Source organism: Pseudomonas sp. 5Vm1k (assembly GCF_056161485.1).
The window spans coordinates 644,097-668,188 of the sequence record NZ_JBSPCZ010000001.1; the positions used below are offsets into that span (position 1 = coordinate 644,097).

The window sequence follows — 24,092 nt, forward strand, 5'->3', positions numbered from 1 at the left end:
CATGAGCAGCGTGCTGATTCGCAATGCCCGGTTGGTGAACGAAGGTCGCGAGTTCGATAGCGATCTATTGGTCAGCAATGGTCGTATCGTCAAGATCGCCAGCAGTATCGAAGGCGAAACCGCGGACGTGGAAATCGATGCCCGGGGTCAGTGGCTGTTGCCGGGCATGATCGATGACCAGGTGCATTTCCGTGATCCCGGGGCGCCGGACAAGGGCAGTTTCTATACCGAGTCCCGGGCGGCGGTGGCCGGTGGCATCACCAGTTTCATGGACATGCCCAACACTAATCCGGCCACCCTCACCCTCGAAGCATTGGCTGACAAAAAGCGCCGGGCGGCGATCAACTCGGTGGCCAACTACGGCTTTCACTTCGGTGTCAGCAACGACAACCTCGACACCGTTGCCGCGCTCAACCCTTGCGAAGTCGCCGGGGTGAAAGTGTTCATGGGCGCCTCCACCGGCAACATGCTGGTGGACGATCCACGGATTCTGGAGCGGCTGTTCGCCGACGTGCCGACGATCCTGTTGGCCCACTGCGAACACACGCCCAGCATCGACGCGAATGCCGCGACCCTGCGAGCGCTGTACGGCGAACAGATTCCTGCCGCCGCCCATCCGCTGATCCGTAACGCCGAGGCCTGCTTTCGTTCTTCTTCGATGGCCGTAGAACTGGCCAAGCGTCATGGCACCCGACTGCACGTTTTGCACCTGACCACGGCACTTGAGCTGGCCTTGTTCGAAGACAAACCGCTGGCCCAGAAACACATCACCGCCGAAGTCTGCCTGCATCATTTGCTGTTCGATGATCGCGACTATCCGCGCCTGGGCAACTTGATCAAATGCAACCCGGCGATCAAGTCTCAGAGCGACCGCGACGCCTTGCGCCAAGCCTTGCTGAGCAACCGGCTGGATGTGATAGGCAGCGATCACGCGCCCCACACCTGGGCGGAAAAACAGCGCCCTTACACTCAGGCACCGTCCGGTCTGCCGCTGGTGCAACACGCCCTCCCGGCGCTGTTGGAGTTGGTCGCGGATGAAGTGCTGCCCATTACCACCTTGGTAGCCAAGACCAGTCACCGGGTGGCCGATCTGTTCGCGATTCCCGACCGTGGTTATCTGCGCGAAGGCTATTGGGCCGATCTGGTGCTGATCAAATCCGAGCCCGACGGCGTCGCCGTTTCCCAGCAACCGATTCTTTCCCAGTGCGGCTGGACACCCTTCGCACACCATCGTTTTCGCCACAGCGTCAGCACAACACTCGTGTCGGGGCAAATTGCCTGGCACGCCAATCGTCTACATGACAACTGTCAGGGTCTGCCCCTGCGGTTCATGCGCTAACGCCCCCCTTCCCGAGAACAGTGACCATGATCCACATCACCCTGCCCGACGGCTCATTGCGTGAATACGATCAACCACTTTCCGTGTATGAGCTGGCGGCGAGTATCGGGTTGGCGCTGGCCCAAGCGGCGGTGGCCGGCCGGGTGGACGGTGTGTTGGTGGATTGTGGGTTCATGATCCAGCGCGATGCCCGGGTCAGTATCGTCACGCCGCAGGAGCCCGATGGCCTGGAGATTCTTCGCCGCTCCTGCGCGCTGATGTTGGCCATGGCGGTGAAGCAACTTCATCCTAGGGTTCTGTTGCTAAAGGGCTCGGCGCTGGGTGATGGCTTCTTTTATGAGTTTGCGTTGCAACGGGCGTTAACGCTGGCCGACCTGACCCCGATTGAAGTGCGCATGCACCTGCTTGCAGCAGGCAACCATTCCATCCGGCAGCGGCCACTGTCCTCAACCGAACGGCATTCGGTGTACCGCATGGGCGACGGCGACTACCTGACCAAGGGTCCGCATGTGCCTGCCACCAAAGTGCTGCAAGCCTTCGCCCTGGATCATGTCGGCGGCACAGCACTGCAACGGATCTATGGGACATGCTGGCCGAGCCAAAAAGAGTTGGAGCATTGGCGAGCACCGCCGCAAGTGATGGTGGTGAACATCGACGAACGTCAGATCGCCTACACCCAATCGGTGACCGAAGAGCTGCGACGCAGCGGCGTGCGCGCCCACGTGGATCTGCGCAACGAAAAGATCGGCTACAAAATTCGCCTGCACAGCGAGCGGAGCGTGCCGTATCTGTTGGTGGTCGGAGAGAAGGAAAAGCACGGCGGGTTTGTCAGCGTGCGCAGTTGCAGCGGGGAGGATTTTGGACGGATGCGGATTGATGAGGTGTGTGGGTTTTTACATCCCAAGGATTGTGGGGTTTGAGCGGACGCCTTCGCGGGCAAGCCCGCTCCCACATTGGTTTTGTGAATGCCACAGATCCAATGTGGGAGCGGGCTTGCTCGCGAAGCTTTTAAGCTCTCGGCTTAACAGTGCCGCAATCCTGCCCCAACCACACCGCACGGGTATCAAGGCTACCCTTCTGCTGAATGCCGGTCGCATTGAAGGTGCCATTGACCTTGGTAGTGAACTCACGATCACTCAGGAACGTCGCCACACCCGCACCTTGCGCTTTCGGGCAGCTGAAACGGAATTTCCACTGGTTGCCGTTACGGTCGGTGATTTCCTGCTTGCAGCCCGATTGCGGGTCCGTCAGCGGAATGTTGTCGGACGCTACTTGAGCCTGAGTCAGACATGCACGAATCCCTTTTCCGCCCATGGTGATGCCCTGCTTCTCCAGCTGCGCGCGCTGCTCCGGGGTCATCTGGCCTTGCAACTGGCCTAGGATCAATTGCAGATCCGGCAGGTTCTGGTCATCGACTTTCATGTTGCTTGTGGTCAATTCCCACAAACCCGGTTGCAGCATCTGCGCCTGAGCAGCCACAGGGAGGGACAAACCAAGGGCCATGGCCAAACCCAGCAGACGAACGTTCATCGAGTAACTCCTGATCATTAGTGGCCGTTAGACGTCAGCCATGTGCTTCGGTTCATGGGCCAATTAAATAGCGACATTCTGCACGGAACATGGTCTTTTACGTATTGAATCTTCAGGAGCAAGGTTGCCCCATGGATTATTTTGGACCGCACATTTTCGGTTATCTGATCGCGCTACTGCACTCGCTGGGCCTGATTGCTGCCATCCACGCCGTGTTGACCGTTCGAACCGCCCAAGGCTCGATTGCCTGGGCCCTGTCGCTGTTGTTCATTCCCTACCTGACGCTCATCCCCTACCTGGTCTTCGGACGCAGCACCTTCGATGGTTACATCAAGGCCCGGCGCCAGGCCAACGAGGAAATGCGCAAAGCCATCTCCGAGCTGAACTGGCGCCCCTGGGTCGAAGAAGCCCTGACCGCCCGCGCGTCCAGCGCGTACGCCTCATTAAGAGCGATGCCAAAACTGGGGCGCATGCCATGCCTGGCGAATAACGAAGTACGCCTGTTGATCAACGGCACGGCGACCTTCGAGGCGATTTTCGACGCCATCAGCCATGCCAAGGAAGCGGTGCTGATCCAGTTCTTCATCATCCACGACGACCGACTTGGCCAACGCCTGCAAACCCTGCTGCTGAAGAAAGCCGCCGAAGGCGTGGCGGTTTATCTACTTTATGACCGCATCGGTAGCCACTCATTGCCCCACAGTTACGTACAGCCGTTGCGCGAGGCCGGTGTCGAGGTCAAAGCCTTTGCCACCCGCAGCGGCTGGCTCAACCGGTTTCAGGTCAACTTCCGCAACCACCGCAAGATCGTGGTCGTCGACGGCGTGCTGGGCTTCGTCGGCGGGCACAACGTTGGCGACGAATACATGGGCGAGAAACCACCGCTGGCGCCATGGCGCGATACCCACGTTCAGGTGCGCGGACCGGTGGTGGCCTGCATGCAGGAATCCTTCGCCGAAGACTGGTTCTGGGCCGCCCGTACGCTACCGCCGCTGATCTTGCCGGACGTGTACCCGGATGACGGCGTACTCTGCCAATTGCTCGCCAGCGGTCCGGCGGATTCCTACGAGACCTGTTCTCTTTTCTTCGTAGAAGCCATTCATGCCGCGACGGAACGGGTGTGGATCACCAGCCCCTACTTCATTCCGGACGAAGCGGTGTTCGCCGCACTACGCCTGGCGGTACTGCGCGGTGTGGATGTGCGGCTTCTGCTGCCGTCGCGACCGGATCATCGAATCGTCTACGCCGCGTCCAGCCTTTACGCTTTCGAAGCCGTTCGCGCAGGCGTGCGGGTGTTCCGTTACGAGCCCGGATTCCTGCATCAGAAAGTGGTGTTGATCGACAGCGAAATCAGCGCCATTGGCAGCGCCAATCTGGACAACCGTTCATTCCGGTTGAATTTTGAAGTGATGTTGCTGACCGTCGACAGCGCGTTCGCCGCCGAGGTGGAACACATGCTCAACGATGACTTCGCCCAGGCCCACGAGATCGCCAAAGAAGAAAGCCGGGAGACCCACCGCCTGCAACAGATTGGCATGCGGGTCGCCCGGCTTATTTCGCCGATTCTCTAAGGGTTGTAGATGTCGTCGCGAGTCCAGGGCAGTTCATGGCTGCCATCCGGATGAGCTTTCACCGCGAGAATCTGGTGCAAGTTGATCCAACCCTTGGCGAAGGCATAAGCGCAACCGGCCAAGTACAGCCGCCAGATCCGCAATGCTTGCTGCGGTACTTCTTTAGCGGCGGCTTCCAGGTTGTCTTCCAAGCGTTCGCTCCAGTGGTCGAGGGTGCGCGCGTAATGCAGGCGCAGGCTCTCGACATCGACAATCTCCAGACCTGCCTCGCTGATCTCCGCTGAGATCATCGACAGGTGTGGCAGCTCGCCGTTGGGGAACACGTACTTCTCGATGAAATCACCGGCACCGCGTCCTACCGGACGGCCATCGGTGTACTTGGCGGTGATCCCGTGGTTCATCACCAGGCCGCCCTCCTTCACCGCGCCGAAGAGGATTTTGCAGTACTCGGCCAGGTTCGCATGGCCCACATGCTCGAACATGCCGACGCTGACCACTTTGTCGAAGCGCCCATCCTGGGGCAGATCGCGGTAATCGAGCAGTTGCAGCTCAATCAGATCTTCCAGCCCTTCTTCTTTAACCCGTTCGCGGGCCAGGGCCAGTTGCTCTTTGCTCAGGGTAATGCCGAACACCTTCGCGCCGAACTCCCGTGCCGCGTAGCGTGCCAGTCCGCCCCAGCCACAACCGACATCCAGCAGGTAGTCGCCCGGTTGCAGACGCAACTTGCGGCACAGATGACGGAATTTGGCTTGCTGGGCTTGTTCCAGCGATTCGCTGCCGGTCTCGAAATAGGCGCAGGAATACGCCATGTCGCTGTCGAGCCACAGCTGATAAAACGCGTTGGAGAGGTCGTAGTGGTAGGAAATGGCTTTGGCGTCGGTTTCCTTGTCGTGGACGAGGCGAACCGGCTGACTGTCGGCGTCACCCAGCAATGCCTGGCTCCACTCATCACAGACGCGGATCACATCGCTGATTGAGCCTTCCAGCTCAAGTTTGCCTTCGACAAACGCTGCCCCCAGTGCGTCCAGGCTTGGGTGGGTCAACTGGGTAACCATTTGTGGGTCCTTGACCACAATGGTGACGCTGGGCGTCGGCCCCAGATTGAATTCATGGCCGTCCCAGAGTCGCAGGCGAAGCGGTAGCTGCAGATTCTGTAAGGCCGGTGGAAGTTGCGCGAGCATGGTTTATCCCCCTTGTTTCAGACGTCTGATGTGAGGGTAGACCATCATAGAAAAATAGCTGGCTATCGATTTAATAGCGTTTTTCTATAACTCGCGGCGCTTCAACCAGCCGTCGTGAGTCTACAAAGTGATGGCCTTCACCCTAGATGACTACGAAAACTGCACACAGTTCTAAAAAGTTGGTACTGCTGTGATCTCCCCGGGTTAGAGCCTTTTCAGGCCTCATCCTTCAGTTTGAGCAAAGGCTCCTGGAATCGCAGCAAGCGCCCGGCATTTCCCAACACCAGCAATGTGCTGAGGTTATGCAGCAACGCGGCAATCATCGCCCCCGCCGCACCCAGCCAACCGAAGGCCGCAAAGGCGACAATCGCCAAGGTCCAGCCCAGGCCGATGATCACGTTCACCTGCAAAGTCTGGCGGCACTGGCGGCTCAATCGCACGCAAGTCCCGAGCCGGCGCAGGTCACTGCCGATCAGCACGATGTCCGCCGACGCCAAGGCAATGTCCGCCCCGCCGGCGCCCATCGCCACGCCGACTACGCCGGCCTTCAGGGCCAGGGAATCGTTGATGCCATCCCCGACCACCATCGGCCGGAAGCCGCTGCCGATTTCTGTCAGTACGCGATTGAGTTTGTCTTCGGGCAAAGCCTGGGCTTCGACGTCACTGATACCGACATCGCGAGCCAGTGTGTGCGCGACACTTTGCCGATCACCCGTGAGCAGCAACTGACGACCCAAGCCCAGCTCACGCAATTCATTCAAGGCAAACCGTGCTTCAGGTTTGACGGTGTCCGCCAGCAACAGCCAGGCGAGAAACTCACCGTTAAGCGCCAGGCCGGCAATCGGCCCGTCATGCTCGGGAACAGCCGACGTGGCGATGCCCAACTGCGCGAACAACTCCGGACGTCCGAGCGCCGCCTCGCCCTGCTCTGTCATCGCCACCACGCCCAACCCCTGGCGTTCGTGAATGTCGGAGAGCAGCAGAAAATGTTCCTGAGTCACCAGACTCGCCAGCGCCCGACTGACCGGATGGCTGCTTGCCGAACCAAGACTGGCGGCGAGTTTCAGGACGTGACCACGATCCTCCAACGGACTGTCGATGGATTGCAGACGCAACGTGCCGAAGGTCAGCGTCCCGGTTTTATCCACCACCAGCGACGTCAGGTCCGCCAGCTCTTCGAGAAACGCCGAACTGCGAATCAGAATCCCATGACGTGCCGCCACTGCGACTCCGGCAATCGCCGTGGCCGGTGCCGACAACACCAACGCACACGGACACGCCGCCACCAACACCGCCAACATCGCCTGGGCATCGTTGGTGATGAACCAGGTCACCGCCGCCAGCAGCAACACCAGCACCATGTAGCTACCGGCGTAACGCTCAAGCAAACGAGTAATGGGTGGCTTGGAACGCTCGGCACTTTGCATCAACGCGATGACTTTACCGAGGGTCGATTCGTTGCCGGTGCGGGTCACTTCAATGCGCAGCAAGCCATCGAGGTTGATCGCGCCGCCGAACACGGTCATGCCGACCACCGCTTCCAGCGGCACCGACTCGCCGGTAATCGATGCGGTATCGAGGCTCGCCTGACCGGACAACACCCGACCATCCGCCGGTACTCGATCACCCGCGCGCACTTCCACGATGTCGCCTGACTTGAGCGTGCCGTTGTCGACTTCAAGGACGGTGCCGTCCGCTTGAACCTTGCGTGCATGGCTGCGTGTCAGTTTGCCAAGGGCGTGAATCGCCTCCTGGGAACCGATTACGCTGCGCTCTTCCAACACGTGGCCGAAGATCATGATGATCGGCAGTAACGCGGCCGTCAGCAGATCACCCGTGGCCCAGGCACCGAGCATCGCCAGGGCGATCAGTTGATCGGTGATCCCGTGCAAGCTCGGGTAGCGCAAGCTGTACCAGGCCGAGCGCATCACCGGCACGGCCACCAGCAGCGAGGCAAAGCCCAACAGCAATTGGCTGACGCCGGTCTGCTCCGGCGACACCCAGCGCCAAATCAAGCCGAGCCCGAGCAAGCCCAAGGCGAGCATGGCCAGGGTCAGTTGACGCGCGGCGCTACGTTGCTCGGCCGAGGACAACATGCTCGGTGCGGCGGCAGTGTGGGCAGTCATTGTGCAGCTCCCTGAATGATCAGGCGGGAATCATCTTTCGGATCGACCGTGGTTACCGAACCGGCCTGACCGAGAATCTTCGGCATCCGCTCGCGGTAAATACGCAGCAGCATTTGCGGGTCAGTGCCTTGCTGTTGCGCTTTGGCCAGGCTCAATACCGTTGCCGTATCAGCAGAGGCTTTGGCCAGGCGTTCACTGGCTTGGGCGTGTGCCACTTGCAGGGTTCGATCGGCTTGTTCGTTGGCAGTCTGGGTCAGTTTCTCGGCTTCGGTACGGGCGTTGGCCACGGCTTTGTCGGCCTGTTGGCTGGCGGTCAGAACCGCGTTGAACGCATTCACCGCAGGCCCCGGCAGACTCGATTGCACGTCTACTCGCGCGACTTCAATGCCAATCCCCTGCCCCGTCGCAGTCAGCTCGGCCAGGCGTTGGTTGATGCCTTGTACCAGATCACCGCGCAAACGTTCACGACGTTCGGCGGCTTTGTTGTCGGCGCCGATCAGTTCAGGTCGCGCCACCAGAATGGTGTCTAGATCCCGCGCGGCGGTAAGCGCCACGGCGCTGCGAGTGACCAGCCGATCCAGCGCCGGCAACACATGTTCACCTTGAAGGACGAACGCATACGGCTCGGTGACTTTGTAGAACACCCGCACATCCAGTTGCACCACACCGGCGTCACCGGTCAGCAAATAACCGGAGCCCGCGAGTGCATCGCTGAGCGGTGTGGCAAACGTTGCCACCCGATCAGCCTGCAACGCCACATCGCTGCGCAGCAAATTTTCCACCCTGCGTTCGATGATGCGATCCGCCGCTGGCAACAAAATCACCTGCTCAAATGGACGCGGCCAAGCCAACAAAAGCCCGGCATTCTGGATGCGATCCAGCGCGCCGAAGTGCAAAACCACGGCACGATTTTGCGGATCAATCTGCCGCACGTTGGAGAACGCCCAGGCCAAAGCCGCCAGCACCGTGACAGCGTAAAGAGCCAGAAAAGCCAAGCGTCCTGCCTGAATCCAGGGACTGCTTAACTCATTTGTTCCACGTGGAACTAATTTCATGGCTGCGACCCGGACTTGTTGTCGAGGCTTGGCGGGCCGTCAACCAACACGCGGAATGGCGCAGCGTCGGTACGCAGAATCAGTTTAGTGCCCGGTGAAACAATCGTGCCCAAGGTATCAAGGGAGCGCAGCAAGTTATAAAGCTGCGGCGATCCGGCGTAGGCGCGACCGTAAATCTGCGCGGCTTCGACTCGGGATTGCGCTTCAATGTCAGCGGCTTTCACCGTGGCATCGGCCTGTACGATGCGCGCGTCACGCTCGGCGGCAGAACGGATTTGCGCGGCTTCGCGCTTGCCGATGGCCGTGCGTTCGGTAGCGATTGTTTCACGCTCGGCGCGCATGCGATCGACGGTGGCGGTGAGTGTTACCGACGGCAAGGTCAAACGCTCAATGCCAACTTGCAGCACGCGCACGCCGTAAGTCGTGAGCAATTGCTGATCGATCTGCTGACGCAACTGCGCTTCGAAATCGGCAATGTGCACTTGGTTGGCATCGGTGTTCACCAAGTTGGCCAGGTCAAAACTGCTGGCGGTGGTTTCCAGTGCCGAGCCGACAAAGGTGCGAATCTGCCGCGCCGCTTCATCTGGCTGGTTCTGCACGGCGCGCATAAAGCGTTGCACGTTGTCCGGATCGCCCTGCACCTGCCACGCCACGTAAGCCTGAACGATGATGCGCAAACCGTCCCGCGTGCCGACATCCTGCAAACCGCTGGAGGTCGTTCGCAAGCGAAGGTCTACCGGAATCGCCGCTTCGAACGGCGCCGGCCATCGCCAACCCAGACCCGGTTCGAGCAACACCCGAGAGGGATTGCCAAACCGGGTAATCACCGTGGCCTCCCCCGAGCGCACTTGCACCAGGCTCGCGGCGGCGATGGCGAACGCCACCAACAACGCTGCCCAGCCCATGCGTCGCCACGGGAATGGACCGGCCTCTTGGGGATCGCCGTGGTGGTGATGGTGATGACCGTGGTGATGCCCGCCATGGCCGTGATCGTGGCCAGTGTGGTCATCGTGATCGTGAGTATGCGACTGGCTCAATGGGTGGCTCCTGGCTGAGCGGCGTTACGCGGCGACGCAGGGTCAGCCGGCAGCGTAAACGTACGGAGGTCGATGGTCGGCGCGTTGCTGCTACCGCCCAGTCGATGATCGAGAACCAAAAGCTTGGCGTTGGCCAGGCCCTGGGTCAGTTGACTGAAATATTGTTCCAGCACGAAGGCCTGGCCGGCACTGGCGTAGGCTTTGCGCTCGGCGCTGAAGCGCAGGTCCGATGCCTGCGCCGTCGCGTTGATTTCACGGGCACTGGCGGTGGCTTGATCACGGGCGATGCTGGCCTGCAATTGCGCCTGGTTGGTGGCTTCTGCTGCCGCACCGCGCTCACGGGAGATCAATGCCTGGGCGCCAATCTGCGCTGCTTGCACACCGTGATAAGCGTTGGCGGCACCAGCCGGCGGATGGATCGCCTCGACCACGGTGGCGAGAATTTCTACGCCACTGTCGAGTTTTTGCAGGTCGGCCTGCACCGCCCGACCGATCTCTTCGCCCAGCCCTACCCTGTCCTCTCCAAGCAAACCGTCGAGGGTCCGCGAGGCAAAATCGTGCACCAGAATCCGGCTGGCGGTGCTGCGAATCAGCGTCGGGACATCGGCACTGTTGTAGGTCGCGGCCAACGCGTCCTTGTCATTCAGGCCAATGCGATAGACAAAGCGCACGTCCATGTTGACGATCTGGAAGCTCTGCTTGTCGGCGCGGCTGCTGGCGATGACTTGGGATTTATCGTTCACATGGCTGGCGTCCCACAAGCGATTGGCAATCGCCGGGGCGGGACCTTCAGCGGGTTCGGCGACCACGGGTGCCGACGCTTCGCCGACGCTGGTGGCTAACTCGTGAACTACTCCGTTCTCGACGCTCAACACCCGACCCAACGGCCAAGGCAAACCTGCGTGTAAACCAGGGCCGAAGACCTCAACCGGTTTGCCAAAACGCTCGTAGATGCCACGCCCTTGCAGCGGGATTTCGTGAATGCCGGTCAGCGACCAACCGACGATAGCCACCACCGCCAGCACCGGAAAAAACGCCCGGCGCATGTAGGTGAAAGCCCAGATTTGCCGCAGGTCGATGCCGAAGCGGTTGTGCAATTCGTGCTGCAACGCCAGCAACGGTTGTGGCGGCCAGCGCAGCATGTCGGCGACGAAGCTTCGCGCCAGCAGCGAGGGTTCAATGTTTTCACGCTGCGGACTGAACAGCGACAGCGCCGCGCGCAACAGCAGCTCAACGGCCACCAGACCCGGCAGCAGGCCGATCAGCACCGCCAGACGCACTGGCCAGACCGAACTGTCATTGCCGAACAACAGGCACAACGCACTCAGCACCAGACAAATAATCGCGACACGGGTCAACTGTGCCAACGATCCTGCTTCGGGCCATTCGGCAGCATTTTCCTGTGCCAGTTGTCGCTCCAGCACCAGCAACCCGAAAGCCAGCAGCAATGACAGCGCAGCGCCGACGCTGGCGGACAAACCCAGCGCGGCGGGCGTCAGGGCCAGGTTCCAGACTTGCTCAATACTGAACAACGTCAACACTGCCCAACCGGCCAGCCAGAACGTCGACGCACCGATCTGCGCCAGCATGTGCACCCAGCGCTGACTGAGCCGGTCCAGCATGTGCTCGTACCAGCCCACCGGTGCGACGGGTTCTTCCTCTACGACCACGGGCACCGACACAACCGGATTCATCGCCTGCGCGCGCCATTGCGTCACCCACCACGCCGATTGCAGACCGGCGACCAGCACCAGCAAGCCGGCGCTCTGGTTAACCAACAGCGCGCCCCACAGCGACTGCGGCGCAAACAGCGCGACAAAAAACGCCAGTACCAACCCCACCGCCGCCAAAGCACACAGGCCGATTGCGTACTGACGCAATCGCCGCCCATGAAAAAGCGCCTGCTGAAAGCGCGGCAATCCGGCTACTTGCGTTCCATCGACATCAAGATCGACTTGCATACCACCCCAATGTTTATCGTTGCTGACGTCGAATCCCGTCACATCTCGTTACCTTATAACGAAAGTGGTGAAATTTCCGTTCTAAATAGCTGTATCTAAAGGCGCGCAACCTGTCGCTAAGCTGAAGCCTTGACCGAAATGCCTCGGAACGCACATATTACGTTCGTAATTTTTACCAACGACTACGTTTATCGATCCGGTCCCTTTCAATCCAGGAGTACATCCATGAGCACTTATGACGTCGTGATTCTGGGCGGAGGTCCGGGCGGTTACAACGCAGCGATCCGCGCCGGCCAACTGGGCCTCAAAGCCGCTTGCGTCGAAGGCCGCGCCACCCTCGGCGGCACCTGCCTCAACGTCGGCTGCATGCCGTCCAAGGCACTGCTGCATGCCTCCGAACTCTACGACGCGGCCATGGGCGCGGAATTTGCCAACCTGGGGATCGAGGTCAAACCGACCCTAAACCTCGCGCAAATGATGAAGCAGAAGGATGAAAGCGTTACCGGGCTGACCAAGGGCATCGAGTTTCTGTTTCGCAAGAACAAGGTCGACTGGATCAAGGGCTGGGGCCATATCGACGGGCCGGGCAAGGTCACCGTGACCGACAGCGCGGGCGGCAAGACCGAGCTGAGCGCCAAGGACATCATCATCGCCACCGGTTCCGAGCCCACTCCCCTGCCGGGCGTGGACATCGATAACCAACGCATCCTCGACTCCACGGGCGCGCTGTCCCTGGCGGAAGTGCCGAAGCATTTGGTGGTGATCGGCGCCGGCGTAATCGGTCTGGAGCTGGGTTCGGTCTGGCGGCGCTTGGGCGCTCAGGTGACGGTGGTCGAATTTCTCGACCGGATCTGCCCTGGTGTCGACGGCGAAGCCGGCAAGACCCTGCAGCGCTCACTGACCAAGCAAGGCATCAGCTTCAAGTTGAGTTCGAAAGTCACCAGCGCCACCACCTCGGCCAACGGTGTGCAACTCAGCGTCGAACCCGCCGCCGGTGGCACCGCCGAATTGCTCGAAGCCGATTACGTGCTGGTGGCCATCGGGCGCCGGCCTTACACCCAGGACCTGGGGCTGGAAAACGTCGGCCTCGCTACCGACAAGCGCGGCATGCTCGCCAATAAAGGGCACCGTACCGAGGCGGCTGGCGTCTGGGTGATTGGCGACGTCACCTCCGGGCCGATGCTCGCGCACAAGGCCGAAGACGAAGCCATGGCCTGCGTCGAGCAGATCGTCGGCAAGGCCGGCGAGGTCAATTACGACCTGATCCCCAACGTGATCTACACCAAACCGGAGCTGGCCAGCGTCGGCAAGACCGAAGAGCAGCTCAAGGCCGAGGGGCGTGCCTACAAGGTCGGCAAGTTCCCGTTCACCGCCAACAGCCGGGCGAAGATCAACCACGAGACCGAAGGTTTCGCCAAAGTGCTGGCCGATGAGCGCACCGACGAAATCCTCGGGGTGCATCTGGTCGGCCCGAGCGTCAGTGAAATGATCGGCGAGTATTGCGTGGCCATGGAATTCAGCGCCTCCGCTGAGGACATCGCCCTGACCTGCCATCCGCACCCGACCCGCTCCGAGGCGTTGCGCCAGGCGGCAATGAATGTGGAGGGGATGGCGACGCAGATGTAGTGATTGACCGGTCTATCGCTTTCGCGAGCAGGCTCGCTCCCACATTGGATCTACGGCGCTCACAAAACCCATGTGGGAGCGGGCTTGCTCGCGAAGCAGGCGACGCGGTCTAAAGCGGCAAATGCTCCAGAGGCAACGCCCCCGGCGTCTTCACCGTGTGAATCGCAAAGTTGCTGCGGATATCACTCACCCCCGGCAATTTCAGCAATCGCCCGGTTAAAAACCGGTCATAGGCACGCAAATCCGGCACCACCACTTGCAACAGGAAATCCGATTCCCCGGACACCAGGAACGCCGAAATCACCTCGGGCAACGCCGTCACCGCCAAACGAAAAGCCTCGGCCTGTTCATCGTTGTGGCGTTCAACCTTGACCCCGACAAACACCGTCAACCCCAGCCCCACTTCGTCCCGATCAAGGTTGGCCTGGTAGCCGCGAATCACCCCCGCCTCTTCGAGCATCCGCACCCGGCGCAAACATGGCGATGCAGACAAACCGATCTCGTCAGCCAATTGCACATTGCTCAGCCGACCATCCCGTTGCAGGGCGGCGAGAATCTTGCGGTCGTAGGCGTCAAGTTTCATGGTTTGGCAGATCCTGATGGTATGCGCGTCATAACGTGGCAGGTTATGCCAATCCATAAGGTTTTAGAAGTGAACTACGCAAGCACCTGCCCTGCCCTCCGGCTCTAGACTGCCCCTACCAAATCGACAACGAATGGGGTGCACATGGCAGGACTCTGGCTATTTTTCATGGCGCTGGCGGTGGTGTATCTGCTGCCCGGCCCGGACATGATCCTGCTGCTGCAAACCGGTGCCCGTCAGGGCAAAGGCGCGGCGCTGGCCACGGCGATTGGCCTGGGCATCGCTCGGGGTTGTCATGTGGCGTTGGCGGCGCTGGGGCTGGCGGCGTTGTTCAAAGCCGCGCCCTGGACCTTCGATGTGGTGCGCCTGGTCGGCGCGGCGTACTTGCTGTGGATCGGCATTCAGTGCCTGCGCACCACGATGCTGCCGAGCTTGAATGGGGCAAACGCTGGCGGCGAAAAACCGCGTTGGCGCGAGTCGATCCAGCGCGGTTTGCTGACCAACCTGCTCAACCCCAAGGCCCTGTTGTTCTGCTCGGTATTACTGCCGCAGTTCATTAATCCTCAGGCGGGGCCGGTGCTCGCGCAGTTCGCCACCCTTGGCGTGTTGCTAGTGGTCGCCGGTTTACTGTTCGACAGCGCCTACGCGCTGACTGGCGCGGCGCTGGGCCGTTGGCTGCAACGCAGCCCGTCAGCCCAACGCGTGCAGCAATGGTTGTTCGGCAGCCTGTTGATCGGTTTCGCCCTGCGGCTGACCTTCGTTCAACAGGCTTGAGCCTTACTGCGCTTTGCGGCGACGGCGATTGATCAACAGCAACGCCGCCGCCACGACCACCACCACACCACCAATCTGCACTGGTTTCTTGTAGGGCCGCAGGGTTGAGCGCACGGAATCCGTGGCCTGGGTCACGTAGCGTTTGCTGGCGTTCTGAAAGTCCGGATAAGGGCACTGATGGCCAAAGTCTCCGGCCCAGGTCACGTAAGGGCCTTCCTTGACGTAGCGTTGATAGAACGCGCTCTGCTCCTCAAGGCTGGAATTCCACCCCGAAGCCGCACACAACACAGCCGCAAAGGCCTGACTGGTGTGAGGTAAATTGTCGGCGGCGCGACTGGCCAGTGCCGTGGCGACGAATCGATAGTGGAAGCGCACATTTGGCTGAGCAGCGCTGGCCTGTTGGCGCTGGACCTCACCCTCGGCCACCAACGGTCCGACTTTCAGTTCCGTGGTCTCCAGGCTGAAGTTGCCGTCGAACAACGAGGCGTAATCCGGAGACATCTCATAGCCCAGTATCTCCATCCCCCACTGACGAGCCAAGGCGCCGGCGTTGAACAAAGCGGCGGCGCGAGTAGTTGGCCACCAGGCAGCGTCGGCCTCGTGACGTAACTGTGCGTAGGCCTTGGCCTTGTTCTGCAGATCGACGTTGTCGAAGTACCCTGGCGCCTCGTCGTACCACTCTTCACGCAACAACCGCCGCCCGAGCAAATCCCGCAGCTTCGCAGCTACCGGCAGCTGCACATAATTGTCGCGCTCCTGCTGAGTCAGCGGCGGTACTGCCGGCACTTGGGTGTCGACGTAATGCTTGAGCTCATCGACGGTCAACACCCGCTCGGCGACCGTGGCCGCGTCGAGCCAGTACACGCCTTGGCTGCGATAGAGCTGATCAAAGGCTTGCAGGTAGTCACCCCGTTGCAGGGCGAGGATTGCGCTTTCACCCTCGACCCGGCAATTGGGCTTAACGACTACATCGTTGTAGTCCCATTCCGGGATGCGTGCCTCACCCCAGGCTTCACTTTGCGGGAACGCCTGGGCCGCTTTCGCATAGGCTGCGGCGGCAGCGGTTTTGTCGCCTTCACGCAGCGCCAGTTTGGCGCGTATCCACCAGGCCAGGCCGCCGTCGCCCGCGTGGTCGACAAAAGCTTTGGCGCTGGCGTAGTCGCCCTGTTGATAATTCATCGCCGCCAGCCGATCGGCGTTATCCAGGCTGCCGCGAGTGCTGGCTTGCAGCATCTGAATCAGTTTTTTCTCGCTCGGCGGTTGTTCTCCGAATGACCAGCCAACGCGGCTGATCAGCGAAGCCGTGACCAATTGCTGCACCGTTTTGCCTTGAAGCAGCACGGCCAATTGATCATCGGGCAGCGCCGTGAGTTCGGCCATCAACTGCTTGAGCGAGGAGTAACCCACCGGCGAACCGTGGATAGTTTGCGTGGCGTAGAGTTCGATCGCGCGGTTCCAGTCGCCCGCCGAGAGAACGACGCGCGCCTCTTCACCGAGACTGGCGACGCCCAGCTCCAGCGGGTCGCTGAAGCCGTCGACGCTCAGTTGACGGGTCTGCTCGAAGGCCTTCTGCGACTGGGCCAACAGATCCGGCCCGGCACCCGCCTCGGCGCTCATTTCATACAGCGACCGGCCCAATGAATACGCCGCCCATGTACTGCGTAACGGTCGTTGACTGGCCGGCAACGCCAGGACTTTCTGGAAGTATTCAGCGGCGAGCTGATGATCCCCGGCGCTGAACGCCACGGCGCCCGCCAGGTACAGCCGCAAATCAACCGGCAGGCTCGCGCCCTGGATCTCCACCTGATGAGCATCGGTCAATGTGCGCAGCTGCTTGACCAGCGCTTGCTGCTCAGCGGTCAAACCAGCCTGTTCAGCCTTGTCCCGTTGATCGGTGTAGGACGGCTCATCGCCGTAGCCGTTGCCCGGGCTATTGGTCGCCGCCGTGGCATTGTTCAACCCGGCGATGGCGTGCCCGAGGCGATTGACCTCGAAGCGGAAGTTACCTTCCGGCAGCTCCGCCAGTGACTGCTCCCGGTCATCCAGCAGGCGCATCGGAAAGTCCGGCCCGCAGGCCAGCGCCGAACCCAGCGGCAAACTGAGGCTCAGGCAGAGCAGATGGCGGGGCCAGTTACGGGTGAACATTCGAACCTCCTTGATCAATATGTGTGCAACGTGCCCAACCGATGGCGCGCTGTCCGCCGGCCGGCATTCGACCGTCGCGCAGGCGGGTGAAGGTAAGCAGATCCGGGCTCTGTTGCAACGCATAACCGGCCAAAGCATCGGCACCGTCACAACCTTGCGCCGCCAGTGTCAGGCGTTCGGGCCAGGCGCTGTCGAGATTGCCCTGGTTGGTGATGGCGATGTCATAGAGGCCGTTTTGTTCGGATAGTTGCAGGCTCAGGCGGCTGCTCAACGCCTCACCGCGAGCGACAGCGCTCAGGGTTGTCAGGCTCCAGGCGCGACGGTCGCCGGCCAGAGGCAGGCGAAACCAGATCAGCCCGGCCAAGTGCGCTGGCGCGTCGGCGCGCAGGTCGAGGGCCAGTTGGCGCAGTTGCACTGGATCGGCCAGCAATTCCCGACGTTTACCGCCGCGTTCGATAGGCACTTCGCTTTCCACGACCGGCGCACCACGGGCGTCCGGCAACAACGCCACGCCATAGGCCGGGAGTGCCAGATAAAAGGGTTTAGTCGTAATGCGATTCCAGGCCTTGGCCCACTGTTCAGCCTTGGCCGGGTCGAACAAGCCATGGCGCGGATCACTGACCGCGTGCACCTGCAACACGCTGCTGTCGACCGTCGCCAACAGCTCGGGCAATTCAGGGCTATCGAGCCAGGCCGGCAACGCGGTGATGCTCAGCGGCAAAGACGCCGGCAGCGTGGCGCGCAACTGTGTGAGGAACGTCCGATAGGCCGGTAGTCGAGCGTTGCCGGCATCGTGATCGATTTCCACGCCGGCCAAGGTCAGGCCTTGGGTTTTCCAATCGCCGAGCAGTTGCTGGATCTGCGCAATGACCTCGTCCTGATCCAGCGCCCTGAGCTGGCCATCCAGGCGAATCACCGCAATCAGCGGCCGGCCATCACGCTTGAGCAACAGCGGATCAATCCGCGCCCGCCGCCAACCCTCCTGCGGAAACGCCTGCAAGGCCAGCACCCGCAAGGTCGAAAAATCCGCACGGCTGTCCCGCAGCGCGGCTTCATGGGCCGGGGTCCATTGGCGTTGCCATACGTAGAGTTGTTGATCGAGTGGTGGAGCGTCGGGTTGTTTGCAGCCGTTGAGCCACAGCGCCGCAGCAAGCAGGACCGAGAGACGAACGAAAAACGACATGAAATCCCTGATCCCTAAAACACAGGTCTACAGAGTAATGCAGTCTCAGGCCAGACAGATAACCTGTGATGAGGTGCTTTGTGGCGAGGGGGCTCGCCCCCGTTCGGCTGCGCAGCAGTCGTAAATCCATACAACTCGGTTTACCTGGATAAAAGCCGGGGCCGCTTCGCGACCCAACGGGGGCAAGCCCCCTCGCCACAAAAACTCTCTCCCACAGTGAATCGGCTCAAGGCTTGCGGGCGATGATCACCTGACTTTTCGCCACCACCGCATCCAGCGCCTGTTTGATCTGCGCGCCTCGTGGCGACTCCAGGACGGCTTTCCAGGTATCGGCCCAGTGATTGAGCAGCGGGTGATCAGCGTTACTGAAATCAACCTTGGCTTCCCAGAACAACAGCATCCACATCGACCAATAGAACCCGTACTGGCTGTGACTCAGCACTTCCAGGCCGGCGTCGCTGACCATTGCCTTGAACTGCTCTTCGCTGATGATACGAATGTGGTTGGGCTTCTGAAAGTACTCCGGCGCGGCGATGTCCTTTTGCAGGTCTTCGGAGCTTGGGTGCGGGACGCTGAGCAGATACAGCGCCCCCGGCTTGCCGACCCGCACCAGCTCGGCGAGAAATTGCGCCGGGTCGTCGACGTGCTCGATGACTTCGGTGGACACCACGCGGGTGGCGGTGGCATCGGCAATCGGCAGCGGATTGCAGTCCGTGACGTGGCATTCGACGTCCCGGGCCGGCGTATCGCCCAGGCGCAAGCGGGTCGCTTCGACCTTCGCCGCGTCGATGTCGGCAATGATGATCTTCGCCCCACGCATCCCGCAGAAATGCACGTTGCCGCCATCCCCGCAGCCAACGTCCAGCAAAGTGTCCTCGGCGGTAACCGGGAAACCGCTGAACAGCTCGCCGGTTTGCTGGTTGAACCAGCCGCTGAGCATCGCATCATGCAGGCCGAGCATGTACGGGTCGACCTTGTCGGCGACGGGTGCCACGGGAGCGGGCGTACCCGCCGTGAGTTTCTTCAAAAGCCTCAGCATGAGGTCGCTCCAGAGGATGGGACGGCGGTTCGGGACGTGCTCAGACGTTGCACCAGCGAGGCGCCGCGATTGCGCATGGGCATTTCGATAAAGCGGTAATTGAGCTCGCTCAGCAGGACAATCAGCCCGCCTGCGATCAGGAGGGTCAGCACCGGATGCCCGGCCGGGCTCGGCAGACCGGCGGCCTGCAAGCGCAAGATCACTTCGCGCACCAATGCATAAGCCGGAATGTGGATCAGGTAAATCCCGTAGGAGCGACTGCCGATCCACACCATCAGGTTCTTCAGCAAACCCGCTGGCATCAAGTAATCACGGTTGTAGGAGGCGATCCAGACCAACACCGCACTGAGCACGGCAATCGCGCCGATCCGGAAGTTGGCGAAGGTGAAGCGATCCGTGGCCATGAAACTCAGCGCCAGCGCCAGGATCAGCAGCACCGAGACGCCCGCCCACGGCCGACGCAAGAATGTCGGCTCCCAGCGGACATACCCGGGCCGCGCACTCCACATCGCCAGCAGCACGCCGAGGGCCAGTGCATCGGTGCGCACAACCATCAGGATCGGCGTGCGCAACGTGAACAATTGCACCGCGACCAATGCCAACAAAGCCCAGACCAGATGCTTGCGACACACCAGGATCAGCAGCGGGAACAACAGGTAGAACTGCTCCTCCAGCGACAGGCTCCAGTAGACGAAGCTGGTGCCGTACTCGTAGTGAAAGAAGCTGTCGGCAAAGCGGAAGTTGGCGTACTGCGCGACCCCGGCCAATGTCGCCTGCAAGTTTGCGTGCAACGTGCCGAACGCCCCGGATTGATTGATAAACAGACAAGCCAGCAGCATCAACGCCAGCCACAGCCACGCCGACGGCAGCAATCGAAAGGCTCGGCGCAACCAGAAGTTACGCGTCTGCTGCCAGTACTCCTGGCGCGTGGTGCAACCTTGCAACGCCGGTATCAGGCTGCGTGCAATGACGAAGCCCGAGATCGCGAAAAACAGATCGACGCCCCACCACGGTTGCAACCAGGCATGAATGTTTTCCAGCAAGGGCACCGTATCGGTGAACAGGCTGCCTTGCAGGTGATGAAACAACACGCCGAGTACCGCAATGCCGCGCAGCAACTCGATGTCCATTATCCGTTTACTGCTCATGCCATCCTCCCGGACGTTGCCTCGGTATCCAGCGGTTTGCGGGCTATGATCACCTGACTCTTGGGCATGAATTGATCGAGCATCTGCTTGATCGCCAGCCCATTGGGTTGCGCCAGCAAGTCTTGCCAGGTGCGCGCCCAGCTCTCCATCAGCGGCGGGTACGGCGCCTGAATCCGGTCGCGCACCGCGCCACCCAGGTCGCGCCCGGCCGCCCGTTCACTGGCCCAGAAAAAGATCATGCCCATGACCCAGAAAAATCCGCTGGCCTGACGATGTTCGATCACCAGCCCGGCGTCTTCCACCATGGCGGCAAACCGCTCAGGGGTAAAAATCTGTACGTGATTGGGCGATTGGAAATAGCTCGCGGGGGCGATGCCTTGCTGCAAATGCTCGCCCACCGGCGCCGGTACGCTCAGCAAGTACAGCGCTCCCGGCCGCCCCATGCGCACCAGTTCGGCCATGAACGGCTCGGGCTGATCGATGTGTTCGAGCACTTCCATGCACACGACTTTGCTCGCGCAACCGTCGGCCAGGGGCAGCGGCAGGCTATTGCTGACCAACCCAAGATTTTGCCGGGTCGACTGTGCGTCTACCTGCCGGGCCAGATCGCGGACCTTATCGAGTTCGCTGTCGGTGAAGATCACCGACGCGCCCTGACGCACCGCAAACAGCGTCGCCACGCCTTCACCGCAACCGACATCCAGCAAGGTGTCGTGCGCGTTGATGGCAAAGCCTTTGAGCAGTTCGCCGCTGTCACCGAGAAACCAGCCATCGAGCATGGCGTCGCGCAACCCCACATCCCGTGGCGACACGGCGCTGTGCACCACCACCGGCATCGGTTCGGGTTCGGGTTTCGCCGCAGGGAACAGACGTCGCAACAGTGCGCGGATCATGCCTCGGGGGTTTCCATGGCAGGCGCTACACGGTTCTTGAACAAGTCGGCGAAAAACCCTTGCAAGCGTTGCTCGGCAGTGGCCTGGCTGCAGAAGGTTTGCAAGCTGGCCACCGCATGGGCGGACATCTGCGCATAGCGCTCGGGATGCCCCTTGGCCACTTCATAACTGGCGCGATACGCCGTGCACACCGACGCCCAATTGGTGGTGTAGCGCAACGTGCGGAACGCCCGGCGCGGGTCGTGTGGCCAGGCGGTCAGTTCGTCGGTGGTGTCGATAATGAACGCGTTGTCGGCATCCAGGTAATCGATCATCGCCGTGGTGCGCGGCGCCACCGCCGGTTTGCCGCAAGACATGAACTCCATCAGCGGCAGGCACTGCCCTTCACCGTAAGCGGTGTTGACCACGTAGCTTGTGGCCTGGACCAATCGCTCGTAATCCGCGTCCGCCAGGTAGCCGTAAATCAGCACGATGCGGCACCGGTAAGACTGGTTTTTGTACAAATGATGAAGAATGTCGGTCAGGGCTTCTTCGGCATCGTGGTGGGTCAGTTTGAACACCAGCGTGGCGTCTTCCACCTCGCGAAAGGTCACGCAAAAAGCACTGAGCATGTCTTCCCAGTTCTTGCGTCCGTCACTGGGGTTGAACACCGAGGTGTAGATCACCCCGTCGAGCACCAACTCGTGCTCGCTGGCGGGCGCCTCGAAATCGATGCCCTTACCGGTGCGCAAATGCTCTGGCCCAAACGCTTGAAGGTCGAGCTGACGGCTGTCCGCCACAACCCCTTTGATCGTCAATTTCACCTGACGGGCCAGCGGCTGGCGCTGCAACTGCGCGCCACGGTCGGCGAAGCGGTCCCACACCGGAGCCGGCACAGCAACAATCGGATAGTCCGCGCCCATCGCCTCGCGCACGGCGTTGACCGTATAGCAGGAATGGGTAATGGCCGCACCGCACGCGCGCAACACGCTGCGCCAGTCATTGCGCGGCTCCCCGGCGAACGGCTCGTTGGGAATGGTGCTGAATTCCCAGGCAAACACCGCCAGGGTCGGGCAGGCAAAGTTGACCGGTGTGCGATGGGGCGGCGAGAACGACAGGAACACACAGTCTTCGCCCCGCGACAGGCAATCGAGGTACAGCGCATCGACTTCAGTCTGCGGGTCGCTGACTTCCACTACCCGCCCCAGTCGCTCCAGCACCGGCCGGTACTCTTTGAGCACGAAGTAATAGCTGTACTCCGAGCGGCCGAGGTTCTGGGCAATGGTGCGCTGGTTGGTTTCCGAATGAATGATGATCAGCATGAGGCGTTATCCGTCACGGTCGCCGGCGCAGAGGCCTGCGGCACCAGCCCGAAGAAGTCCGACAGACGTTGCTGCACCGGGGCGAACGCGCAGTAATCGTGCATGCGTTCGATGGCGGCGCGGGACATTCGCTGGTAATCCTGCGGTTGTTCCTTCGCCATCCGATAGCTGTCTTCGTAAGCGGTTTTCAGCGAGCCCCAGTCCGGACGATAACGCAGGGTGCGGTAGATGATGCGGGTGTCCTGGGGCCAGATCGTCAGCTCTTCGCTGGACTTGACAACAAACGCCACGCGCTCATCGATGTAATCCTCCATCGCCGTGTGGTCCGGGGCGATCACCGGTTTGCCGCTGGCCATGAACTCCATCAGCGGCAGGCACAGGCCTTCGCAGCGTGAAGCATTGACGTAGAAACTGGCGGCTTCGTAGAGCCGGGCGTATTGCGGATCGTCCAGATAACCGTGCATCACCACCACCCGACAGGCGAATGGCGACATCTGCGCGAGCAAGGTCATCAGCTCGGTGTAGTAGGACGACAGGTCGCTTTGGGTAATCTTCAACACCAGCGTGGCGTCAGCCGTTTCGCGGAAGGCCCAGCAGAATGCAGTTATCAGGTGATGCCAGTTTTTGCGGCCGTCCTTGGGGTTGAACACGGTGACGTAGACCACGCCATCGACCTGGGTTTCGACCTGGCGGGTGGTGTCGGGCAGATCCAGCGGCGCCGGCTCGGGCAGCACGATCGGCTGCGGGCCGGCGATGTTCGGCAAGGCGTTGGCCAATCGTTTATGAGCGGCATTCGATAACAGATCGCGAACCCCTTCCCAATACCACTGCTTGAGGAAGTACGTGCGATGCACCGGTACCGGTTGCGACTTGCCCAGGTCCAGCGCCCACAGACGCAGGTAATGGCGTGCAATGACGAAGCGGCGTTTGAGTGTCAGCGGCGGCGGCTTCAATGCCTCCAGCGCCGCAAGCTCTTCAGCGGTCGGCGGCAACGGAACCAGCGCATCGGCAGATAGCCCGAGGGTGCGGCTATCGAAGACGCAACCCTTGATGTCCAGGGTCGAGCCCGGATTGACCGGCGCGCTGGTGTGATGACTACGAATCGCCGCGAAGTTTTCCCACAACGGCGTTGGCAGCACCAACACCGGGAAGTCTTCACCCATGGCCTTGCGAATGGCCCGGGCGGTGTGGCTGGAGAGCGTGATCACTCGCCCCTGGCGCGCGAGCATGTGCGTCCAGTCCTGGCGCGGGTCGTTGTCCCACTGTTCATCGGGAATCGAGTCGAACTCCCAGGCCACCACGCAAATCGTCGGGCACTCAAGGTCGGTCGGGGTTTTCTGCGGTGGGGTGAACGACAGGAACAAGCTGTCTTCGCCAGCAGCGAGCAGTTGCCTGTAAAGGGGATCGACCTCGGCGACGCTGGACACCACGTGCACTCGCCCAAGGCTTTCGAGCACCGGGCGATAAGCCTTGAGCACGAAGTAGTAACTGTATTCGGGCCGACCGAGGCTCTGGCTGATAGAGCTGTCGTTGACGTCCGAGTAAAGAATGAAATTCATGGCATCCCACGATGAAACCGCCGTCCCGGCAGCCCCACTCT

Annotated in this window: 19 protein-coding genes; 5 read left to right on the plus strand and 14 right to left on the minus strand. The window is 61.1% G+C overall.

The features are described 5' to 3' along the window. Position 1: 1 nt before the first annotated feature. Both ACWIKB_RS02955 and ACWIKB_RS02960 read left to right on the plus strand, forming a co-directional pair. A complete protein-coding gene (locus tag ACWIKB_RS02955) occupies positions 2–1,339 on the plus strand; it encodes a dihydroorotase (protein WP_475265244.1) in 1,338 nt (445 codons plus the stop codon). Between the two features lie 26 nt (positions 1,340–1,365). Then, the gene (locus tag ACWIKB_RS02960) at positions 1,366–2,259 is read left to right on the plus strand and encodes a His/Gly/Thr/Pro-type tRNA ligase C-terminal domain-containing protein (protein ID WP_475265245.1); all 894 of its coding nucleotides are present in this window, start codon (positions 1,366–1,368) and stop codon (positions 2,257–2,259) included. Positions 2,260–2,347: 88 nt separating this feature from the next. On the opposite strand, the gene ACWIKB_RS02965 is transcribed toward ACWIKB_RS02960, so the two are convergent. Then, on the minus strand, positions 2,348–2,869 hold the full coding sequence (locus ACWIKB_RS02965; protein WP_403025488.1) for a DUF3617 domain-containing protein: 522 nt from the start codon (positions 2,867–2,869) through the stop codon (positions 2,348–2,350). A 131-nt stretch (positions 2,870–3,000) separates the two neighbouring features. Here ACWIKB_RS02965 and cls point away from each other — a divergent pair, with 131 nt between their 5' ends. Further along, positions 3,001–4,440, plus strand: a complete 1,440-nt coding sequence (gene cls / locus ACWIKB_RS02970) for a cardiolipin synthase (RefSeq protein ID WP_475265246.1) — start codon at positions 3,001–3,003, stop codon at positions 4,438–4,440. Here cls and cfaB read toward each other — a convergent pair. The 5 genes from cfaB to hflK (ACWIKB_RS02995) form a co-directional block, all read right to left on the minus strand. Beyond that, a complete protein-coding gene (cfaB, locus tag ACWIKB_RS02975; protein ID WP_475265247.1) occupies positions 4,437–5,621 on the minus strand; it encodes a C17 cyclopropane fatty acid synthase CfaB in 1,185 nt (394 codons plus the stop codon). The genes cls and cfaB overlap by 4 nt on opposite strands. Positions 5,622–5,836: 215 nt before the next feature. Continuing rightward, positions 5,837–7,747: a heavy metal translocating P-type ATPase gene (locus ACWIKB_RS02980; protein WP_475265248.1), complete on the minus strand. Its 1,911-nt coding sequence runs from the start codon at positions 7,745–7,747 to the stop codon at positions 5,837–5,839. Further along, the gene (hflK, locus tag ACWIKB_RS02985; protein ID WP_475265249.1) at positions 7,744–8,802 is read right to left on the minus strand and encodes a protease modulator HflK; all 1,059 of its coding nucleotides are present in this window, start codon (positions 8,800–8,802) and stop codon (positions 7,744–7,746) included. Before hflK (ACWIKB_RS02985) ends, ACWIKB_RS02980 begins: the two co-directional genes overlap by 4 nt. Further along, positions 8,799–9,839, minus strand: a complete 1,041-nt coding sequence (gene hflC / locus ACWIKB_RS02990; protein ID WP_475265250.1) for a protease modulator HflC — start codon at positions 9,837–9,839, stop codon at positions 8,799–8,801. Before hflC ends, hflK (ACWIKB_RS02985) begins: the two co-directional genes overlap by 4 nt. After that, positions 9,836–11,800, minus strand: coding sequence for a protease modulator HflK (gene hflK / locus ACWIKB_RS02995; RefSeq protein ID WP_475265395.1), 1,965 nt, complete (start codon positions 11,798–11,800; stop codon positions 9,836–9,838). Before hflK (ACWIKB_RS02995) ends, hflC begins: the two co-directional genes overlap by 4 nt. Positions 11,801–12,025: 225 nt before the next feature. On the opposite strand from hflK (ACWIKB_RS02995), the gene lpdA reads away from it, so the two are divergent. Next, the gene (gene lpdA, locus ACWIKB_RS03000) at positions 12,026–13,426 is read left to right on the plus strand and encodes a dihydrolipoyl dehydrogenase (protein WP_475265251.1); all 1,401 of its coding nucleotides are present in this window, start codon (positions 12,026–12,028) and stop codon (positions 13,424–13,426) included. Between the two features lie 109 nt (positions 13,427–13,535). Here the strand turns inward: lpdA and ACWIKB_RS03005 are convergent, their stop codons facing one another. Next, positions 13,536–14,009: an Lrp/AsnC family transcriptional regulator gene (locus tag ACWIKB_RS03005; protein ID WP_038980472.1), complete on the minus strand. Its 474-nt coding sequence runs from the start codon at positions 14,007–14,009 to the stop codon at positions 13,536–13,538. 144 nt (positions 14,010–14,153) lie between these two features. Between ACWIKB_RS03005 and ACWIKB_RS03010 the strand changes: the two genes are divergently transcribed. Further along, positions 14,154–14,783, plus strand: a complete 630-nt coding sequence (locus ACWIKB_RS03010) for a LysE family translocator (RefSeq protein WP_475265252.1) — start codon at positions 14,154–14,156, stop codon at positions 14,781–14,783. 3 nt (positions 14,784–14,786) lie between these two features. Here ACWIKB_RS03010 and ACWIKB_RS03015 read toward each other — a convergent pair whose 3' ends face one another. From ACWIKB_RS03015 to ACWIKB_RS03045, 7 genes are all read right to left on the minus strand, one after another. Continuing rightward, the gene (locus tag ACWIKB_RS03015; RefSeq protein ID WP_475265253.1) at positions 14,787–16,928 is read right to left on the minus strand and encodes a hypothetical protein; all 2,142 of its coding nucleotides are present in this window, start codon (positions 16,926–16,928) and stop codon (positions 14,787–14,789) included. Next, positions 16,915–18,111 (minus strand): DUF3142 domain-containing protein, encoded by a 1,197-nt coding sequence (locus ACWIKB_RS03020; protein ID WP_475265254.1) that lies wholly within the window; start codon positions 18,109–18,111, stop codon positions 16,915–16,917. Before ACWIKB_RS03020 ends, ACWIKB_RS03015 begins: the two co-directional genes overlap by 14 nt. Positions 18,112–18,337: 226 nt before the next feature. Next, positions 18,338–19,150, minus strand: a complete 813-nt coding sequence (locus ACWIKB_RS03025) for a class I SAM-dependent methyltransferase (RefSeq protein ID WP_475265255.1) — start codon at positions 19,148–19,150, stop codon at positions 18,338–18,340. After that, on the minus strand, positions 19,144–20,298 hold the full coding sequence (locus tag ACWIKB_RS03030) for an acyltransferase family protein (protein ID WP_475265256.1): 1,155 nt from the start codon (positions 20,296–20,298) through the stop codon (positions 19,144–19,146). Before ACWIKB_RS03030 ends, ACWIKB_RS03025 begins: the two co-directional genes overlap by 7 nt. Further along, a complete protein-coding gene (locus tag ACWIKB_RS03035) occupies positions 20,295–21,191 on the minus strand; it encodes a class I SAM-dependent methyltransferase (protein ID WP_475265257.1) in 897 nt (298 codons plus the stop codon). The genes ACWIKB_RS03030 and ACWIKB_RS03035 overlap by 4 nt, the downstream gene beginning before the upstream one ends. Next, entirely contained in the window at positions 21,188–22,492 is a 1,305-nt protein-coding gene (locus ACWIKB_RS03040) for a glycosyltransferase (RefSeq protein WP_475265258.1), read from the minus strand. The genes ACWIKB_RS03035 and ACWIKB_RS03040 overlap by 4 nt, the downstream gene beginning before the upstream one ends. Further along, complete coding sequence (locus ACWIKB_RS03045; protein WP_475265259.1) at positions 22,486–24,051, minus strand: glycosyltransferase; 1,566 nt, start codon at positions 24,049–24,051, stop codon at positions 22,486–22,488. Before ACWIKB_RS03045 ends, ACWIKB_RS03040 begins: the two co-directional genes overlap by 7 nt. Positions 24,052–24,092: the final 41 nt, after the last annotated feature.

What these genes read in the sequence shown, in the direction of transcription:
- ACWIKB_RS02955 (WP_475265244.1), top strand. Translation starts at nt 2, where the DNA reads ATGAGCAGCGTGCTGATTCGCAATGCCCGGTTGGTGAACGAAGGTCGC.
- ACWIKB_RS02960 (WP_475265245.1), top strand. Translation starts at nt 1,366, where the DNA reads ATGATCCACATCACCCTGCCCGACGGCTCATTGCGTGAATACGATCAA.
- ACWIKB_RS02965 (WP_403025488.1), bottom strand. Translation starts at nt 2,869, where the DNA reads ATGAACGTTCGTCTGCTGGGTTTGGCCATGGCCCTTGGTTTGTCCCTC.
- cls (WP_475265246.1), top strand. Translation starts at nt 3,001, where the DNA reads ATGGATTATTTTGGACCGCACATTTTCGGTTATCTGATCGCGCTACTG.
- cfaB (WP_475265247.1), bottom strand. Translation starts at nt 5,621, where the DNA reads ATGCTCGCGCAACTTCCACCGGCCTTACAGAATCTGCAGCTACCGCTT.
- ACWIKB_RS02980 (WP_475265248.1), bottom strand. Translation starts at nt 7,747, where the DNA reads ATGACTGCCCACACTGCCGCCGCACCGAGCATGTTGTCCTCGGCCGAG.
- hflK (WP_475265249.1), bottom strand. Translation starts at nt 8,802, where the DNA reads ATGAAATTAGTTCCACGTGGAACAAATGAGTTAAGCAGTCCCTGGATT.
- hflK (WP_475265395.1), bottom strand. Translation starts at nt 11,800, where the DNA reads ATGCAAGTCGATCTTGATGTCGATGGAACGCAAGTAGCCGGATTGCCG.
- lpdA (WP_475265251.1), top strand. Translation starts at nt 12,026, where the DNA reads ATGAGCACTTATGACGTCGTGATTCTGGGCGGAGGTCCGGGCGGTTAC.
- ACWIKB_RS03005 (WP_038980472.1), bottom strand. Translation starts at nt 14,009, where the DNA reads ATGAAACTTGACGCCTACGACCGCAAGATTCTCGCCGCCCTGCAACGG.
- ACWIKB_RS03010 (WP_475265252.1), top strand. Translation starts at nt 14,154, where the DNA reads ATGGCAGGACTCTGGCTATTTTTCATGGCGCTGGCGGTGGTGTATCTG.
- ACWIKB_RS03015 (WP_475265253.1), bottom strand. Translation starts at nt 16,928, where the DNA reads ATGTTCACCCGTAACTGGCCCCGCCATCTGCTCTGCCTGAGCCTCAGT.
- ACWIKB_RS03020 (WP_475265254.1), bottom strand. Translation starts at nt 18,111, where the DNA reads ATGTCGTTTTTCGTTCGTCTCTCGGTCCTGCTTGCTGCGGCGCTGTGG.
- ACWIKB_RS03025 (WP_475265255.1), bottom strand. Translation starts at nt 19,150, where the DNA reads ATGCTGAGGCTTTTGAAGAAACTCACGGCGGGTACGCCCGCTCCCGTG.
- ACWIKB_RS03030 (WP_475265256.1), bottom strand. Translation starts at nt 20,298, where the DNA reads ATGAGCAGTAAACGGATAATGGACATCGAGTTGCTGCGCGGCATTGCG.
- ACWIKB_RS03035 (WP_475265257.1), bottom strand. Translation starts at nt 21,191, where the DNA reads ATGATCCGCGCACTGTTGCGACGTCTGTTCCCTGCGGCGAAACCCGAA.
- ACWIKB_RS03040 (WP_475265258.1), bottom strand. Translation starts at nt 22,492, where the DNA reads ATGCTGATCATCATTCATTCGGAAACCAACCAGCGCACCATTGCCCAG.
- ACWIKB_RS03045 (WP_475265259.1), bottom strand. Translation starts at nt 24,051, where the DNA reads ATGAATTTCATTCTTTACTCGGACGTCAACGACAGCTCTATCAGCCAG.